17 protein-coding genes are annotated in these 16,627 nt (G+C 69.4%); 6 read left to right on the top strand and 11 right to left on the bottom strand.

Going from position 1 to position 16,627, the window contains the following annotated elements; all coding sequences use genetic code 11:
- Positions 1-57: 57 nt before the first annotated feature.
- Genes G5B46_RS02215 through G5B46_RS02205 form a run of 3 tightly spaced genes read left to right on the top strand, consistent with a single transcriptional unit; the run spans position 58 to position 1,971 of the window.
- The gene (locus G5B46_RS02215; RefSeq protein WP_165255664.1) at positions 58-618 is read left to right on the top strand and encodes a TetR/AcrR family transcriptional regulator; all 561 of its coding nucleotides are present in this window, start codon (positions 58-60) and stop codon (positions 616-618) included.
- A gap of 31 nt (positions 619-649) precedes the next feature.
- The gene (locus G5B46_RS02210) at positions 650-1,432 is read left to right on the top strand and encodes a lysophospholipid acyltransferase family protein (RefSeq protein WP_165255663.1); all 783 of its coding nucleotides are present in this window, start codon (positions 650-652) and stop codon (positions 1,430-1,432) included.
- Positions 1,433-1,455: 23 nt separating this feature from the next.
- On the top strand, positions 1,456-1,971 hold the full coding sequence (locus G5B46_RS02205; RefSeq protein ID WP_165255661.1) for a CDP-alcohol phosphatidyltransferase family protein: 516 nt from the start codon (positions 1,456-1,458) through the stop codon (positions 1,969-1,971).
- A 51-nt stretch (positions 1,972-2,022) separates the two neighbouring features.
- Here G5B46_RS02205 and hflX read toward each other — a convergent pair whose 3' ends face one another.
- From hflX to dusB, 8 genes are all read right to left on the bottom strand, one after another.
- Entirely contained in the window at positions 2,023-3,375 is a 1,353-nt protein-coding gene (hflX, locus tag G5B46_RS02200) for a GTPase HflX (RefSeq protein ID WP_165255660.1), read from the bottom strand.
- Positions 3,376-3,388: 13 nt separating this feature from the next.
- Positions 3,389-3,637, bottom strand: a complete 249-nt coding sequence (gene hfq / locus G5B46_RS02195) for an RNA chaperone Hfq (protein WP_058348899.1) — start codon at positions 3,635-3,637, stop codon at positions 3,389-3,391.
- A 128-nt stretch (positions 3,638-3,765) separates the two neighbouring features.
- Positions 3,766-4,629, bottom strand: a complete 864-nt coding sequence (locus G5B46_RS02190) for a D-amino-acid transaminase (protein ID WP_165255658.1) — start codon at positions 4,627-4,629, stop codon at positions 3,766-3,768.
- Between the two features lie 8 nt (positions 4,630-4,637).
- A complete protein-coding gene (locus G5B46_RS02185) occupies positions 4,638-6,026 on the bottom strand; it encodes a sigma-54 dependent transcriptional regulator (RefSeq protein WP_165255657.1) in 1,389 nt (462 codons plus the stop codon).
- Positions 6,023-8,266, bottom strand: a complete 2,244-nt coding sequence (locus G5B46_RS02180; protein WP_165255655.1) for a PAS domain-containing sensor histidine kinase — start codon at positions 8,264-8,266, stop codon at positions 6,023-6,025. Before G5B46_RS02180 ends, G5B46_RS02185 begins: the two co-directional genes overlap by 4 nt.
- Positions 8,267-8,348: 82 nt before the next feature.
- Positions 8,349-9,770 carry a sigma 54-interacting transcriptional regulator gene (locus G5B46_RS02175; RefSeq protein ID WP_058348895.1) on the bottom strand — a complete coding sequence of 474 codons (1,422 nt, stop codon included), beginning with the start codon at positions 9,768-9,770 and terminating at the stop codon, positions 8,349-8,351.
- Between the two features lie 4 nt (positions 9,771-9,774).
- Positions 9,775-10,890 carry a nitrogen regulation protein NR(II) gene (locus G5B46_RS02170; RefSeq protein ID WP_165255653.1) on the bottom strand — a complete coding sequence of 372 codons (1,116 nt, stop codon included), beginning with the start codon at positions 10,888-10,890 and terminating at the stop codon, positions 9,775-9,777.
- Positions 10,887-11,894, bottom strand: coding sequence for a tRNA dihydrouridine synthase DusB (gene dusB / locus G5B46_RS02165; RefSeq protein WP_165255652.1), 1,008 nt, complete (start codon positions 11,892-11,894; stop codon positions 10,887-10,889). Before dusB ends, G5B46_RS02170 begins: the two co-directional genes overlap by 4 nt.
- A 100-nt stretch (positions 11,895-11,994) precedes the next feature.
- On the opposite strand from dusB, the gene G5B46_RS02160 reads away from it, so the two are divergent.
- Positions 11,995-13,143, top strand: coding sequence for a bifunctional 2-C-methyl-D-erythritol 4-phosphate cytidylyltransferase/2-C-methyl-D-erythritol 2,4-cyclodiphosphate synthase (locus G5B46_RS02160; RefSeq protein ID WP_165255650.1), 1,149 nt, complete (start codon positions 11,995-11,997; stop codon positions 13,141-13,143).
- On the opposite strand, the gene G5B46_RS02155 is transcribed toward G5B46_RS02160, so the two are convergent.
- Positions 13,140-13,526 carry a hypothetical protein gene (locus G5B46_RS02155; protein WP_165255648.1) on the bottom strand — a complete coding sequence of 129 codons (387 nt, stop codon included), beginning with the start codon at positions 13,524-13,526 and terminating at the stop codon, positions 13,140-13,142. The two genes, G5B46_RS02160 and G5B46_RS02155, sit on opposite strands and share 4 nt — an antisense overlap.
- A 41-nt stretch (positions 13,527-13,567) precedes the next feature.
- Here G5B46_RS02155 and G5B46_RS02150 point away from each other — a divergent pair, with 41 nt between their 5' ends.
- Both G5B46_RS02150 and G5B46_RS02145 read left to right on the top strand, forming a co-directional pair.
- On the top strand, positions 13,568-14,062 hold the full coding sequence (locus G5B46_RS02150; protein WP_165255647.1) for a CinA family protein: 495 nt from the start codon (positions 13,568-13,570) through the stop codon (positions 14,060-14,062).
- Positions 14,059-15,177 carry an FUSC family protein gene (locus G5B46_RS02145; RefSeq protein ID WP_165255645.1) on the top strand — a complete coding sequence of 373 codons (1,119 nt, stop codon included), beginning with the start codon at positions 14,059-14,061 and terminating at the stop codon, positions 15,175-15,177. The genes G5B46_RS02150 and G5B46_RS02145 overlap by 4 nt, the downstream gene beginning before the upstream one ends.
- Here G5B46_RS02145 and G5B46_RS02140 read toward each other — a convergent pair.
- Positions 15,174-15,626: an SRPBCC family protein gene (locus G5B46_RS02140; RefSeq protein ID WP_165255643.1), complete on the bottom strand. Its 453-nt coding sequence runs from the start codon at positions 15,624-15,626 to the stop codon at positions 15,174-15,176. The two genes, G5B46_RS02145 and G5B46_RS02140, sit on opposite strands and share 4 nt — an antisense overlap.
- A gap of 4 nt (positions 15,627-15,630) precedes the next feature.
- On the bottom strand, positions 15,631-16,608 hold the full coding sequence (gene lipA, locus G5B46_RS02135; RefSeq protein WP_101717885.1) for a lipoyl synthase: 978 nt from the start codon (positions 16,606-16,608) through the stop codon (positions 15,631-15,633).
- Between the last annotated feature and the right edge of the window lie 19 nt (positions 16,609-16,627).

Below are 16,627 nucleotides of genomic sequence, written 5' to 3'. Positions count from 1 at the left end.
CGAATGGTATGTGAGCATTTACTTGCAAACGACAGGATTTCCGGTAACGTCGGTTGCATGAGCGCCAAGCCCCGCATCGAACGCGCCGCCCTCGAGGTTTTCGCCGCCCACGGCGTCGACGGCGCCACGACCAAGCTGATCGCCGCCCGCGCCGAGGTTTCGGAGGGCGCGATCTATCGCCACTGGAAGAGCAAGGACGAACTGGCCATCGGCCTGTTCATGGCGGCCCACAAGCGGCTTTCGGACCTAATCGAGGGCGAGGCTGGCGCCGTCCACGGCGTCGCGGCCAAGGCCGCCGCCCTGGTCAAGGCCTACTGCACGGCCGCTGACGAGGACTGGACCCTGTTCTCGTTCCACCTGCTGCAGCTTCACCACTTCCTGCCCTATTATCAGGACGACGGCCGTGACCCGGTCACCCTGGTCGAGACCATCATCAAGTACGCGATGCTGAAGATGGAGCTGCCGCCGGGCGACCCGCGCGTCGTGGCCGCCATGGCCATCGGCGTGATCACCCAGACCGCCCAGAACAAGGCCTATGGCCGGCTGGGCGACGACGCGCTTTCGGCCCATGCTCCGCTGATGACCGCGGCCATCCTGGCCGTGCTCAAGGCCCGCTGATCCAAGACCTCGTCACACGAAGGACCGAACGATGCGCAGCGCGCTGTTCAACGCCTACTACTGGGTTCTGTCGATCTTCTACGGCCTGTCGGCGGCTCTCTCGGCCCTGCTGCCCGGCCGCCGCCCCGTGACCTTCGCCCTGCGGCTCTATTCCAAGCGGATGCTGTGGGCCCTGCGCACGTTCGCCGGCGTGCAGGTCGACCTGAAGGGCCAGGAAAACCTGCCCCAGGGCGCCTTCATCATCGCCGCCAAGCACCACAGCTGGGGCGACGGCTTCGTGATGTTCGCCAATGTCGACAATCTGTCCTTCGTCACCGGCGACCATCTGGAGAAGTTCCCGCTGCTGGGCGGCATCCTCAAGAAGTTCGGCGCCATCGTCGTCGACAGCTGCGGCGGCCCTGAGGCTCGCGCGGCCCTGTCCAAGAGCGCCGCCCAGGTCGCCGCCGAAGGACGTCGCATCCTGATCTATCCGGAAGGCCATCTGGCCGCCCCGGGCGAGCGTTTCCGCTATCGCACCGGCGTCTATCACATGAGCCAGGACTTCGGCCTGCCGGTGGTGCCCGTCGCCACCAACCTGGGCTGTTTCTGGAAGCAACAGGAAGCCAGGAAGACCCCCGGCCGCGCCACCGTCGAGTTCCTGCCGCCCCTGCCCCAGGGCCTGCAGAAGGTGGAGTTCATGAAGCTGCTGGAGGCGACGGTCGAGAACCGCACCAACGAACTGATCGCCCAGGCCACCGGCCAGCCGGTGAAGCCCTCGGTTCTCGTCGATCCGCCGAAGAAGAGGCCGGCCGAGGCGGCGGAAACAGCGGCCTGACGAACGGGCCAGGAGGCGCGGACATGCTGCCCAACCTGCTGACCGGCCTGCGCCTGCTGATCCTGCCGTTCCTCGTCTGGGCGGTCGTGGCGGGAGCCGGCTGGGCGGCCCTGGCGCTGTTTCTGGGCGCCGGCCTGACCGATATCCTCGACGGCCGGATCGCTCGGCGCTTTGGCCTGACCTCGAAGTTCGGCGCCATGTTCGACCTGCTGGCCGATCGGCTGCTGACCCTGGCCAGCCTTGGCGCGCTGATGGCGGCCGGAGCCTTCGCGGGCGGCTGGATCGCCGTTCCGCTGATCCTCATCGGCCGCAACTTCGTCGTCGCCGGACTACAGCAGGTCCTGCCGGGGAGAGATTTCGACCTTCCCCTTATCGAGCACCCGAAGATCGCGCTGAACTTCCTGGGCGTCGGGCTGCTGCTGGCGCCGATCGGGATGCAGGCGGCGGGGCTGTGGGCGTTGGCGGCCAGCGCGGCGCTGTCGGCGGCGACGCTGGCGATCTACACGCGACGAGCCCTGCCCGAACTCAGCCTGCGCTGACCGAGAGCCGGAGTGGCGGAGGACAAGCCTCCGTCACCCCGGCCTTCAGATTCACTCGCCGATCGGCATGACCCAGACGCCCGGGAACTGCCGCTCGAAGCGGCCCAGGGCTTGCGGATCCATGCGGGCGACGAGGCGGATCTCGCCGTCTTCGGCGTCCTCGCGCTCGACGACGCGGCCGTTCCGATAGATCCAGGCCAGGGCCTCGCCATCGGCGGGACCAAGGCGCAGGGCCATCGGGGGCGTGTCGTCGATCAGGCCGCCGACGCGCTTGAGCAACTCGACGCAGCCTTCGCCGGTGACGGCCGAGACCGCCGAGGCGTCGGCCCGCTTGGCGCGGCCTTCGAGGATCTCGCGTTCCTCGCCCTCGACCAGGTCGATCTTGTTCCAGACCTCGACGACGGTCTTGCCGTCGTCGACGGTCACCTTGAGCTCGGCCAGCACCGCCTGGACGTCGCGCGCCTGGGCGTCGGTGTCGGGATTGGCCACGTCGCGGACGTGCAGCACCACGTCGGCCTCCTGCACCTCCTCAAGGGTGGCGCGGAAGGCCTCGACCAGTTCGTGCGGCAGGTCGGAGATGAAGCCCACGGTGTCCGACAGGATTGCCGGGCGGCCGTCGGGCAGCTTCACCGTCCGCAGGGTCGGGTCGAGCGTGGCGAACAGCATGTCCTGGGCCACGACCTCGGCGTTGGTCAGACGGTTGAACAGCGTCGACTTGCCGGCGTTGGTGTAGCCCACGAGCGCCACGGTCGGGTACGGGACCTTCTTGCGGGCGCTGCGGTGCAGGGTGCGGGTGCGCCGCACTTCCTCCAGCTCGCGCTTGAGCTTGCCGATCGTGCCGGCGATCAGGCGCCGGTCGAGTTCGATCTGGGTTTCACCAGGGCCGCCGGTGCTGCCGGTGCCGCCACGCTGGCGCTCCAGGTGGGTCCAGGTGCGGACGAGGCGCGAGCGCTCGTAGTCGAGCCTTGCGAGCTCGACCTGCAGCTTGCCTTCGCGGGTGCGGGCGCGGCGGGCGAAGATCTCGAGGATCAGGCCCGTGCGGTCGACGACCTTGACCCCGAGGCCGCGCTCGAGATTGCGTTGCTGGACCGGGGTCAGCTGATCGTCGAACACGGCGACGTCGATCTTCTCGACCTCGCAGACGATCCTGAACTCCTCGATCTTGCCGCTCCCGAACAGGGTGGCGGGCGTGACGGTTCGCAGCGGCGCGATGGCCGTTTCGACGACGTCGAGATCGAGGGCGACGGCGAGGCCGACGGCCTCTTCGAGGCGCGCCTTGGGATCGCGCGCCTCCAGAGCGGCCTGCCCGCGAGCAGGCCGCACCGGATGAATCACGAAGGCCCGAAGGATCGGGTCGGCGTGATCGATAAGTCCATCGGGGGACTTAGAAGTGGATTTTGACAAAAGAGCCTTGGACTTAGTCGTCTTGATCGGCGCTCGGCTCGTACAGCTGAACGGGCTGAGCCGGCATGATCGTCGAGATGGCGTGCTTGTAGACCAGTTGCGACTGGCCGTCGCGGCGCAGCAGGACGCAGAAGTTGTCGAACCAGCTGACCACGCCCTGCAGCTTGACGCCGTTGACCAGGAAGATGGTGAGCGGCGTCTTGGACTTGCGCACGCTGTTCAGGAAGGTGTCCTGAAGATTCTGTTTCTTGTCGGCGGACATTGGGGATTCCCCTCTCGTTGAAATCGGAAGGCAGAACGCCCTCCACACAAACAAGCTCATGCTAGAGCATTTTTCGCCGTTTGATATGACTTTCCGGCGAGAAAATGCACGCAGACCGGCTGGCGATCCTAGATCGCCCCCGCGCGCGCCCGCTCGATATAGAGAGCCCGCAGGCGGCTCGCCACCGGGCCCACGGTTCCATCCCCGATCTTGACGCCGTCGATGCTGGTGATCGGCGTCACGAGGCTGCCCGCGCCGGTGATGAAGGCTTCCCTGGCTGCCTTGGCCTCCTCGACCGTGAACGGCTGCTCGGCGACCGGCAGGCCGGCTTCGGCGATCACGTCCAGCAGCGTCAGGCGGGTGACGCCGCGCAGGATGTTCGCCTGGGTGTCGCGCGTGCGCAGGCGGCCGTCGGCGTCGACGATCCAGGCGTTGGACGAGGCGCCTTCGGTGACGAGACCCAGGTCGTCGACGAACCAGGCCTCGATGGCGCCGCGCTCGCGGGCGGCCTGCTTGGCCAGCGCGTTGGGCAGAAGGCCGATCGTCTTGATGTCGCAGCGACCCCAGCGGTTCTCCGGCATGGTGATCACGGCCGAGCCCTTGGCGGCCTTGGCCTCGATGGCCGCGCGATCGACCGAGCGGGCGGTAATGACGACCGCCGGCGGCACGGCCGGGTTCGGAAAGGCGTGGTCGCGCCTGGCCACGCCGCGACTGACCTGCAGATAGACCAGCCCCTCGCGCACGTGGTTGCGGCGGATGGCTTCGCGCAGAACGATCGTCAGGGACGCCTCGCTCATCGGGTGGGCGATGCGCAGTTCGTCGAGACTGCGCCACAGGCGCGCGAAGTGGCCCTCGGCGTCGGCCAGCTTGCCGTCGAACACGGCCCAGACCTCGTAGACCCCGTCGGCCAGCTGGTAGCCGCGGTCCTCGATGTGCACCGCGGCCTGGCCGTGACGCACGAAGCGGCCGTTGACGTAAGCGAAACGCGACATCGTGGTCCTTACTCTTCTTCCTCGCCGCGGCCGCCGGCCACGCCCAGGGACTTCAGCTTGCGGTGCAGGGCCGAGCGCTCCATGCCGATGAAGTTGGCCGTGCGCGAGATGTTGCCGCCGAACCGCAGGATCTGGGCGTTGAGATACTCGCGCTCGAACAGCTCGCGGGCCTCGCGCAGCGGCAGGGCGATGATCCGCTCGGCGCCGATCGCGCCCGAGCCGCCGCTGGCCGGCTGTTCCGAAGCGTTCAGCATCTCGGCGGTGATCAGGTCGCCCGGCTCGCCGGCGGCCAGGATCAGCATCCGCTCGACGTTGTTGCGCAGTTGGCGGACGTTGCCGGGCCAGGCCTGGACCTGGAGGGTCGCCAGCGCGTCCTCGCCCAGGCGACGGCGCTGCATGCCCGTGGCCTCGCTGATCCGCTCGATGAAGTAGCTGATCAGTTCGGGGATGTCCTCGCGACGCTCAGACAAGCCGGGAACACGCACCGGCACGACGTTGAGACGGTGGAACAGGTCCTCGCGGAAGCGCCCGGCGGCGATCTCCTCGCGCAGGTCGCGCGAGGTGGACGAGATCACCCGCACGTCGACCTGCACGTCGCTGTCGCCGCCGACACGGCGGAAGCGCTGCTCGACCAGCACCCGCAGGATGCGGCTCTGGGTCTCGCGCGGCATGTCGGCCACTTCGTCGAGATAGAGGGTGCCGCCGTGGGCGCGCTCAAACACGCCGATCTTGCGCGGACGACCGCCCTCGCCTTCCTCGCCGAACAGCTCGACGTCGAGGCGCTCGGGGGCCATGCCCGCCGAGCTGACCGCCACGAACTCGGCGCGCGTACGCGCGCTGGCGCCGTGGATCAGGCGGGCGACAAGCTCCTTGCCCGAGCCAGGCGGACCGGCGACCAGCACGCGGCTGTTGGCCGGGGCGACCTTGGCGATCATCTGGCGCAGGGCCTGGGCGGCCTGCGACTTGCCCATCAGGCCGTCGGAAGCGAAGCTCTGAGCCCGCAGGCGACGGTTCTCGCGCTTGAGATTGGCCGCCTCCAGCGCCCGCTCGACCACCAGCAGCAGCCGGTCGGACTTGAACGGCTTCTCCAGGAACTCGTAGGCGCCGCGCTTGATGGCGCTGACGGCCGTCTCGATGTTGCCGTGGCCCGAGATCATGATCACGGGCAGGTCGGCGTCCAGCGTCTTGACCATGTCGAGCAGCTCGAGCCCGTCCATGCCGCCGCCCTGCATCCAGATATCGAGGACCAGCAGGGCGGGCTTGCGGGCGCGCAGCGCCGCCAGGGCCTGGTCGGCGTCGGCCGCCGTACGCACGGCGTAGCCTTCGTCCTCCAGGATGCCGGCCACCAGATCGCGGATGTCGACCTCGTCGTCGACCACCAGCACGTCGGCGCTCATGTCATCTCCTCTACGCCGTGGGTCGTCGGCGCCGCGGCGAGCCGCGCCGACACCGGGAACTTCAGAACGACGCGCGCGCCGGCATGGCCATGCGCGTCGGTGAGGACCAGCTCGCCGCCGTGGTCCTCCATGATCCGCTTGACGATGGCCAGGCCCAGGCCCGTCCCCTTCTCGCGGGTGGTCACATAGGGTTCGGCCAGCCGGTCGCGATCCTTGGCCGGCAGGCCGACGCCGTTATCCTCGACGACGATGCACAGCGCCTCCTCGTCGGAGACCAGGGTCGCGTCGATCTGGCCGCGCGGATCGGGCGTCGCGTGACGTCGCGCGCCGACCGCCTCGCCGGCGTTCTTGAGGATGTTGGTCAGGGCCTGGCCAATCATGCGGGCGTCGCAGTTGACCCACACCGCGCCGCCGGGCTCGTCGATGACGACGTCGGTGTCGGCGTCGACCACGCGCTGGGCGAAGACCCCGGCGCGCAGCAGTTCGGCCAGGTCGGCCGGGGCGAAGCGCGGCGCGGGCATCCGCGCGAAGGCCGAGAACTCGTCGACCATCCGGCCGATGTCGCCGACCTGGCGGATGATCGTGTCGGTGCAGCGGTCGAAGGTCTCGAGATCGCCGGTGATGTCCTTGCGATACTTGCGGCGGATGCGCTCGGCCGAAAGCTGGATCGGCGTCAGCGGGTTCTTGATCTCGTGCGCGATCCGGCGGGCCACGTCCTTCCAGGCGGCGTTGCGCTGGGCGGCCATCAGGCGGGTGACGTCGTCGAAGGTCAGCACCTGGCCCTCGGCCGCGTGGCCTGCGGCGCGGACGCGCAGACGCAGCGTCTCGCCGCCGCGCACGACGTCGATCTCGACTTCGGCGTTGGGGCGTCCCTGGCCGATCTCTTCCAGCACCTGACCGAACTCCGGCGCCGCCTCGACGAGGTCCTGCCCCTCGGCCGCCTCGTCCAGGGCCAGAAGTTCGCCCGCACGGCGGTTGAGGGCCGAGATCCGGCCGGCGCCGTCCAGGCTGATGACGCCGGCGCTGACGCCCGACAGCACGGTCTCGATGAACTGGCGACGCGACTCGGCGTCCAGACTGGCGTCCTTGAGCGCGGCCTGCTGGGTCTGAAGGTCGGCCGTCATCATGTTGAAAGCGTTGGACAAGGCGCGGATCTCTTCCGGCCCGGCCTCGGCGTCGACGCGGGCGTCGAGATCGCCTGCCGACACCCGCCCGGCGGCCTGCACCAGTCCCGAGACCGGGGCCGCGATCGAGTTGGCGGCGGCGATGCCGACCCAGACGGCCGCAACCAGCACCAGCAGCGCCGTCTCGACATAGCTGAGGCCGAAGATCGCCTGGATGCGGGCCCGGTTCTCGGCGGCGTCGCGATAGGAGATCAGCGACTCTTCCGACTCGATCAGATGGGCCAGGATGCCCTTGTCGATCGGCCGGGCGATGTAGAGATAGCCGTCGGGAAAGCCCTTGAGCTTGTAGAGCGCGCGGAACAGATCCTCGGAGACGAAGCGCTGCGAGGTGATCTCGCCGGTGTCGGTCCAGCGGAAGCTCGACGGCGGGGGCGCCAGGAAGGGCGGCGCGTCGGCCAGTTCGGCTCGCGCCAGGATCCGCCCGTCACGGTCAAGGATGTAGGCCGACGAAAAGCCGTTGTCCTCGGCCAGGGTGCGCAGGAAGTGGCCGAAGGCGACCGGCGACTCGGCCATGGCCGGAGCCGCGCTGTTCAGCGTGGCGGCCATCGGCCCCATGTGCTGGCTGATGTAGCTGGTCTGTTCGGACACGTAGGAGCGCGCCACGGTGGCCGAGTTCTCGACCACGGTCGTCACGCGCTTGCTGAACCAGCCGTCGACGCCCCGGTTGACGAGCACGCCGAAGAACAGCGCCACGATCACGGCGGGCGCCACGGCCGCGACGGAAAACAGACCGACGAACCGCAGGTGAAGGCGAGCGCCGGCGTCGCTGGAGCGCGCGTCGATCAGGTCGAGCAGACGCCAGCCGACAACTGCGGCGACACAGAGGATCAGGGCGAGGTTGAAGCCCAGCACCACGAGAATGGCGGTGCTGGCCGGTCCGATGGGGCCCGTCGTCGGCGGCGACGAAGCCAGGCCGACGCCCGTGGCCGTCAGAATGGCCGCCAGCACGTAGCCGCCGCCCAGAACGTAGCGTGACCTCAAGAGTTCACGCCACCAGGACCGGCTGAAGCGGCGCGGGCGGTCTTCCGATTCCGAAACTGACGGGACCGAACTCATCGATGCGAGTTTAGGGCGGGGTGTGCCCTAAACTCAACACCGATGTGCTGAAAAAGCGTCAGCAATGAAGACCGTTGGTCGGCTAGCGACGACCGCGGCTCATTTCGACGCCCAGGTCCTGGATCTTCTTGCGCAGGGTGTTGCGGTTCAGGCCGAGGATCTCGGCGGCCCGCACCTGGTTGCCACGGGTGGCCGACAGGGTCAGCTGGATCAGCGGACGCTCCACCTCCTGCAGCACACGGTCGTAGAGACCGGCCGCCGGAACGCCGTCGGGCTGCTCGGCGAAGTGGGAGGCCAGGTGACGCTCGACCAGGGCCGCCAGGGTGACCGGCCCCTCGTCGGCGCGCGGCGCCGGCGCGTGGTCCTGCAGCTCGCGATCGACGATGCGGGCAGTGATCAGCTCCTCGGCGTAGAGGGCGCACATCCGCCGGATCAGGTTTTCCAGCTCGCGCACATTGCCCGGCCAGGAGTGGCTCTTCATCCGGTCGAGCGCGCTCTGGTCGATGGTCTTGGCCGGCAGGCCTTCGCGGTTGGCGCGCAGCAGGAAGGTGCGGGCCAGATCCGGAATGTCCTCGGCGCGGTCGCGCAGCGGCGGCAGGCGCACGGGGGCGACGTTCAGGCGGAAGAACAGGTCTTCCCGGAACAGACCCTGCTGGATCAGGCCGCGCAGGTCGCGGTTGGTGGCGGCGATGATCCGCACGTTCGGACGACGACCGGTCTTGGGGTTGATCACCGGCTCGGTGCCGTCGATCACCCGCAGCAGGCGGGTCTGGGCGTCGAGCGGCATGTCGCCGATCTCGTCCAGGAACAGGGTGCCGCCGTCGGCCTCGACGAGGCGGCCGTTGTCGCCCTCCCCGCGCCCGAACAGTTCGGCTTCGACCCGCTCGCGCGGCACGGCGGCCAGGTTGATGACCACGAACTTGCCGTCGCGGCGACGACCCAGATCGTGCAGCGCGCGGGCGACCAGTTCCTTGCCGGTGCCGCTTTCGCCCAGGATCAGGACCGTCAGGTCGGCGCCCACCAGGCGGGCGATGGTGCGATAGACCTCCTGCATCGGCGCCGAACGGCCGATCAGCGGCAGGCGCTCGTCACGCATCGCACGGGCCTGGGCCTTGGAAGCCTCGGCGTCGGCCGGACGCGAAAGGGCGCGACGGGCGGCGGCGGTGACATCGTCGAGATCGAAGGGCTTGGAGACGTACTCGAAGGCGCCGGCGTCGGCGGCGTTGACCGCCGTCAGCAGGGTGTTCTGCGCGCTCATCACGATGATCGGCAGCTTGGGGCGCTCCTTGCGGATGCGCGGCAGCACGTCGAATACGTTCTCGTCGGGCATCATCACGTCGGTGACGACCAGATCGCCCTCGCCGTCGCTGACCCACTTGAGCAGGGTCGTGGCGTTGCCGGTGGCCCTGACCTGGTATCCGAGACGGGTGAAGGCCTGACTGAGCACCAGACGGACGGACGAGTCGTCGTCGGCAATCAGAATCTTCTTGTTTGCGGCGTTCATGTACTCACGCGTCTCCCAAGGAAGGCTCAGGCGCCACAGGCAGCAACACGCGGAACACGGTGCGGCCGGGCTCGGATTCGAAATCGATCAGGCCGCCATGGGCCGTCACGAGCTTGGTGACCAGGGCCAGGCCAAGGCCGGTGCCGTTGGCCTTGGTGGTCACGAAGGGTTGGAACAGGTGCTCGCGCAGGCTCTGCGGAACGCCAGGACCGTTGTCCTGCACCCGGATCTCGATCGGGGCGCTGGAGGCCGACTTGCCGTCGGCGCCGCGCACCCGGATCCCGGGACGCCAGGCGGTGTGGATGGTCAGCTCGCCCTGGCCGTCGCCGCGCATGTGGGCGGCTTCAGAGGCGTTCTTCACCAGGTTCAGGAAGATCTGGATCAGATGGTCCTCGTCGCCCCAGACGGGCGGCAGCGAGGGGTCGTAATGGTCGCGCAGGCGCAGGCCGTCGGCCACGCCGTTGGCCACCAGCGCGCGCACGCGGTCCAGCACCTGGTGGATGTTGACCGCCTCGCGCGGGGTCGGAGCTTGATCGGAGAAGGCCTCCATGCGGTCGACCAGCCGGCGGATGCGATCGGTCTCGTCGACGATCAGCTGGGCCAGCGGCTGGTCGGCGGCGCTGGCGCCGGTCTTGAGCAGCTGCGCCGCGCCGCGGATGCCGGCCAGCGGGTTCTTGATCTCGTGCGCCAGCATGCGGCCAAGGCCCACAACCGAGCGCAGCCCGGCCTGGTCGGCGCCGCGCTCGACGCCCAGCGCGCCCTTGACGTGCAGGGTCAGAAGCACAGAGCCGTCGCCCAGGGGCACGGCGGCGCCGTCGGCCTCGAACGGCGGCTGGCCGAAGAGATTGACCTCGACCCCGTGCTCGCGAACCAGCGCGCCTTCGAACACGGCGCGATCCATCAGCGAGACCAGCACCGAGCCCGGCGGCAGGGCCGCGCGGAAACGGCCACGGGCCAGCAGCGACAGGCCATGCCCGAACAGGGCTTCGGCGGCTTCGTTGACCGCCACCAGGCCGCCCTCGCGGTCGACCACCAGAGCCGGTTCGGGGCTGAGCTCGAAGGCGGCGGCCTTCAGGGCGTCGAGCGCCGTACCGGAAAGAACGCGGGCGCGGTCGGTCATGCAGCGATCCTCCCGCCAGCGAGCCAGAGGTCGGCCAGGGCGATTTCCAGGGCGGCCGGATCCTCGATCCGGCAAAGGGCGGCGCGAGCCTGACGGCGCGCTTCGGGCGTTTCCGGCCAGGGCGCGGCCTCGATGTACGAAGCCAGGTGCTTGCGGAACATCTTCAGGCCCTGGCGCTCGCCATAGAACGACAGGCTGCGGCGGAAATGGGTGATCGCGATCGCCAGGCGCTCCTCGGCGGCCGGCTCGACGAACGCGCGGCCGTCGAGGGCGGCCTCGATGGCCTGGGCGATCCACGGGCGGCCGTAGACACCGCGGCCGATCATCACGCCATCGGCGCCCGATTGCTCCAGCGCCATGCGAGCGCTGTCGGCGTCGACGATGTCGCCGTTGACCAGCACCGGCACCGAGACGGCCTGCTTGACCGGCGCGACGGCGGCCCAGTCGGCCTCGCCCTTGTAGAACTGGCAGCGCGTGCGGCCGTGCACCGTGATCGCGCGGGCGCCGGCGGCCTGGGCGCGAGCGGCGATCTCGGGCGCATTGCGGCTGGCGTCGTCCCAGCCCAGGCGCATCTTGACGGTGACGGGCACGTCGACGGCCTGGACGGCGGCGGCGACCAGGGCCTCGGCCAGATCCGGCTCGCGCATCAGGGCCGAACCCGACGCGGCGCCGGCGGTGACTTCCTTCGCAGGGCAGCCGAAGTTCAGGTCGATGATCTCGGCCCCGGCTTCAGCCGCCAGGCGGGCGCCCTGCGCCATGAACTCCGGATCGCGACCGACCAGCTGTACGACCATCAGCGGCAGGCCTTCGCCGACGGCCGCGCGGCGGACGACGTCGGGTCGGCCCTTCGCGAATTCCGCGCAGGCGACCATTTCGGTGGCCACGTATGATGCGCCAAGGCGCGTGGCCGTTTCTCTGAACGGGAGGTCGGACACGCCTGTCATCGGCGCAATCCATACCCGCCCGGGCACCGTGACGGCGCCGACTGCGAGCTGCTTGCTCATTTTATGATCATCCCCACCGCTGTGTTTTTAGGCACATTGTGCAGCGCAGTAAAGCCCTCCGTTGGCTGGACATGTTCAACGACAACGTTAGACACGGGCCATGACCTTCTCAGCCGTCGTCGTCGCCGCTGGCAGCGGTACCCGTGCCGGACCCGGCCAGGCCAAGCAGTGGCGGGATCTGGCGGGCAAACCCGTGCTGCGCTGGTCGGTCGAGGCCCTGCTGGCCTCCGGCGCAGCTGATCTCGCAATCGTGACCGACCCGAGCATGCAGGACATGCTTGGCGAAACCTTGGCCGGCCTCGACGGCTGGCGGTTCGCCCCCGGCGGCGCCACGCGGGCCCTGTCGGTGCAGTCCGGCCTGGCCGCCCTGGCCCATCGCCCCGCCGACGAGCCGGTGCTGGTGCATGACGCCGCCCGCCCCTTCCTGACCAAGGCCGTGGTCGAGGGCGTGCTGGAGGCCCTCAAGGGCGCCGACGGCGTGGTCCCCGCCCTGCCCGTGGCCGACACCCTCAAGCGCGCCGGCGAGTCGGGCGCGAGCACGACCTCGCGCGACGGCCTGTGGCGCGCCCAGACCCCGCAGGCCTTCCGCCGCGATCGCCTGCTGGCCGCCTACGCGGCCTGGGCCGGACAGGCCGAACCCACCGACGACGCCCAGGTGGTCGAGGCCCATGGCGGCAAGGTCGCCATTTCCGCCGGCGACCCGCTGCTGACCAAACTGACCTATCCGGAGGACTTCGCCATGGCCGAACGGCTGGCGGGCGGCGCCCGCATCACCCGCATCGGCCAGGGTTTCGACGCCCACCGCTGGGGCCCGGGCGAGTCGGTCTGGCTGTGCGGCGTGGAAATCGCCCACGACGAGACCCTGATCGGCCATTCGGACGCCGACGCGGGCCTGCACGCCCTGACCGACGCCGTGCTCGGCGCCATCGGCGACGGCGACATCGGCGACCACTTCCCGCCGACCGATCCGCAATGGAAGGGCGCGGCCTCGGACAAGTTCCTGATCCACGCCGTCGACTTGGTTCGCCAGCGCGGCGGACGCCTGATCAACGTGGACGTGACGCTGATCTGCGAGCGCCCCAAGATCAAGCCGCACCGCGAGGCGATGCGCGCCCGCCTGGCGCAGATCCTCGACCTGCCGCTGGACCGCGTCAGCGTGAAGGCGACCACGACGGAGAAGATGGGCTTCACCGGCCGCGGCGAAGGCTTGGCCGCGCAGGCGGTGGCGACGGTGGAGACGCCGCTCTAGACGCCCTTGACCGGCGCGCAGCGGATCGAGCGACCGTCCGAGGAAATGCGCAGCTTTGCCAGCGGCGGCGCGCTGAAGGTTTTTCGCTCGCCGCCGGTCGTCACCCGGAAACGGCCTGGGTCCGTCAGCAGGCACGACATCCGGCCGCCTTCACCGCTGCACTGGCTGACGCCGCGCTGGCGCTCAAGCCTGAAACCGTCCGTGGCGTAGCGCGCTGCAAGCGGGGAAAGCCAGGCCGGATCGCGGTCGGCGATCTCGACGCACGCCGGCTCATTGACCAGCGCGGTCCCGGCATAGGCGCCGGCAGTAGCGATGGCGGCGATCGCCAGCATGGCGTGGACGCGACTCACGGTCATAATCACCTCGACGGCTGAACGACGCATCTTCACTTGAGGATCGCGGCTATCGCAACTGGAAGTAGGCGATGTTTCCCATCGAGATCGAAACCCTCGCCCGGCTGCTCATCGACGAGGCGCGCGAGAAGAAGCTGCGCCTGGCGACGGTCGAAAGCTGCACCGGCGGCCTGGTGGCCGGGTCGATCTGCGCGATCTCGGGGGCGTCCGACGTCTTCGAGCGCGGCTTCGTCACCTACACCAACCGCGCCAAGACCGAACAGGTGGGCGTGCCCGGCGACCTGATCGCCGACCACGGGGCGGTCTCCGAACCCGTGGCGCGGATGATGGCCGAAGGCGGCCTGGCCAACAGCAACGCCCATGTGGCGGTGGCGATCACCGGCATCGCCGGTCCGGGCGGCGGCACGCCGATGAAGCCGGTGGGCACGGTCCACTTCGCCGTGGCGCGGGCCAATCGCTCGGTGACCCATCGCCACGAACATTTCGAGGGCCTTCCCCGCGAAGGCGTGCAGCTGGCGGCGATCCAGACGGCGCTGGAGATGCTGCGCGAGGCGGTGGCCGGTTGACGCCCGACGGCGCGCCCTCCGACTGGCGGCGGTTCGTCGGCGCCGGCTTTTCGCGCTCAGCCCTGGCGGCCGCGGCGCGCCGGCAGAGCGAGCTTCGACACGCGGTGCGGGTGTCGGCGGCGGTCGTGGCGGCCTATGCGCTGGCGACACTGCTGCGGCTGCCGCAGGGCTACTGGGCGGTGTTCACGGCGGTGATCGTCGTGCAGTCGAGCCTGGGCGCGACCATCACCGCCTCGATCGAGCGCTTCATGGGCACGGTGGTCGGAGCGGCCGTCGGCGCGGGCGCGGCCTGGCTGCACATGCGCCATCCGGAATGGGGCGGCGTGATCCTGGCAGCTTCGGCGGCTTCCCTCGCTTTCCTCGCGGCGGTGCGGCCCGCGTTCAAGGTGGCGCCGGTGACGGCCGTGATCATGCTGATCGGCACCACGACGCACATGGATCCGCTGACGGCGGCCTTCCTGCGGGTGGCCGAGATCACGGTGGGCAGTCTGGTCGGCGTGGCCGCCACGCTGCTGATCTTTCCGGCCCGGGCCCACGAATCGGTGGTCTCCAGCAGCCAGGCGGCCGCCGGCCTGCTGGCCGATCTCCTGTCGCACTACGCCGCCAAGCTGGAAGGCAAGCCCAGCGAACTGGACCCCCGCGCTCACTACGACGACACGCTCAAGGCCTTGGCCAAGCTGCAGACAGCCATGACCGAGGCCGACCGCGAGACGGCCAGCAAGCTGTCCGACCGATCGGTGTCGGACGCCCTGCCCCGCACGCTGTGGAGACTGCGCAACGACTGCGTGATGATCGGCCGGGCGCTGCGCGAGCCCCTGCCCGCCCCGGGCCTGGCTCCGCCGTCGGCGACGATGCTGGCGGCCTCTTCAGCCTATCTGCGGGCGGCGGCGCAAAGCCTTTCGGGCGGCGCGAAGCCCGACCGCGTGGCCTTCGCCGAGGGGCACAAGGCCTTCCAGGACGCCATCGAGGGCATGCGCGACGTGGGGGCCACCCGCGAACTCGCCTTCGACGACGCGGCGCGCACCTTCGGGCTGATGTTCGCGGTCGAGAACCTGTTCGCCAACCTTGGGGATTTCGCCGACCGCGTCGAAGAGACGGCGGCCAAGCGGGACTAGGTCCTGGTCCCGTACAGCTGCGCCGCGCGGGCCTCGAAGCAGGCGATCAGCTTGTCGACCGCCCGATCCATGTTGGCCGCCAGCATGGCGTCGAGCAGCTTCGACTTGAAGGCGAAGTCGATGACGAAGTCGATGGTCGCCCCGTCGGGATGGGGCGAGAACCGCCACTGGTTCGACAGCCGCTTGAACGGACCGTAGAGCAGGCTGACGGTCACGCTCAGGTCCGACCGGTCGCGGCGGACGCGGGTGGCGAACTTCTCGCGCAGGAACGAGAAGCCGACCTGGGCTTCGGCGTCCAGGCTGCTGACGTCGCCGCTCTCATGGGCGTTCCAGGTTCGCATCCCCGTGATCCAGGGAACGAACGACGGATAGGCCTCGACGTCGCCGACGAGCGTGAAGAGTTGCTCGGGCGCATAGGGCAGCACCCGGGTGACGACGTGACGGTGCAAGGGATCAGCCGGCTTTGGCGTCCAGCGCCCGGCGGGCCGCCTGCAGCTTGGCGAAGTCTTCGCCGGCGTGGTGCGACGAGCGGGTCAGCGGGCTGGACGACACCATCAGGAAGCCCTTGGCCCGGGCGATCGCCTCGTACGCCTTGAACTCTTCAGGCGTCACGAAGCGGTCGATGGCCGCGTGCTTGCGGGTCGGCTGCAGGTACTGGCCGATGGTGATGAAGTCGACGCCGGCCGAACGCATGTCGTCCATGACCTGCATGACCTCTTCCTTGGTCTCGCCCAGGCCGACCATCAGGCCGGACTTGGTGAACTGGGAAGGATCGCGCTCCTTCACCCGCTCCAGAAGGCGCAGCGAGTTGTAGTAGCGGGCGCCGGGGCGGATCTTCAGATAGAGCCGCGGCACGGTTTCCAGGTTGTGGTTGAAGACGTCCGGGCGGGCGTCGATGACCACGTTCTCGGCCCGGTCCTTGCGCAGGAAGTCGGGCGTGAGGATCTCGATGGTGGTCTTGGGCGCCGCCGCCCGGATGGCCGTGACCACCTCGGCGAAGTGACGGGCGCCGCCGTCGATCAGGTCGTCGCGGTCCACCGAGGTGATGACCACGTGATTGAGGCCCATCTTGGCGACGGCCTCGGCCACGCGGCGCGGCTCGTCGGGATCAAGCTGGGTCGGCAGGCCCGTGGTGACGTTGCAGAAAGCGCAGGCGCGGGTGCAGATCTCGCCCATGATCATCATGGTCGCGTGCTTCTGACTCCAGCACTCGCCGATGTTCGGGCACGCGGCCTCTTCGCAGACCGTGGTCAGCTTGTGCTCGCGCACGATGCCCTTGGTCTCGTTGTACTGGCCCGAGCCCGGGGCGCGGACGCGCAGCCATTCGGGTTTGCGCAGGACCGGGGTGTCCGGGCGATTCTGCTTTTCGGGGTGGCGGACGGCGCGATCCTCGGGACCGCGGGCCTTCAGCGTGTCGATCAACGTGACCATGTGGGCCTAGATCGGCCTT

Origin of the sequence: Caulobacter sp. 602-2 (assembly GCF_011043625.1) — a bacterium.
GTDB lineage: Bacteria > Pseudomonadota > Alphaproteobacteria > Caulobacterales > Caulobacteraceae > Caulobacter.
Note: the sequence above shows the minus strand (reverse complement) of the source record. Positions and strands in the feature narration are given on the sequence as shown.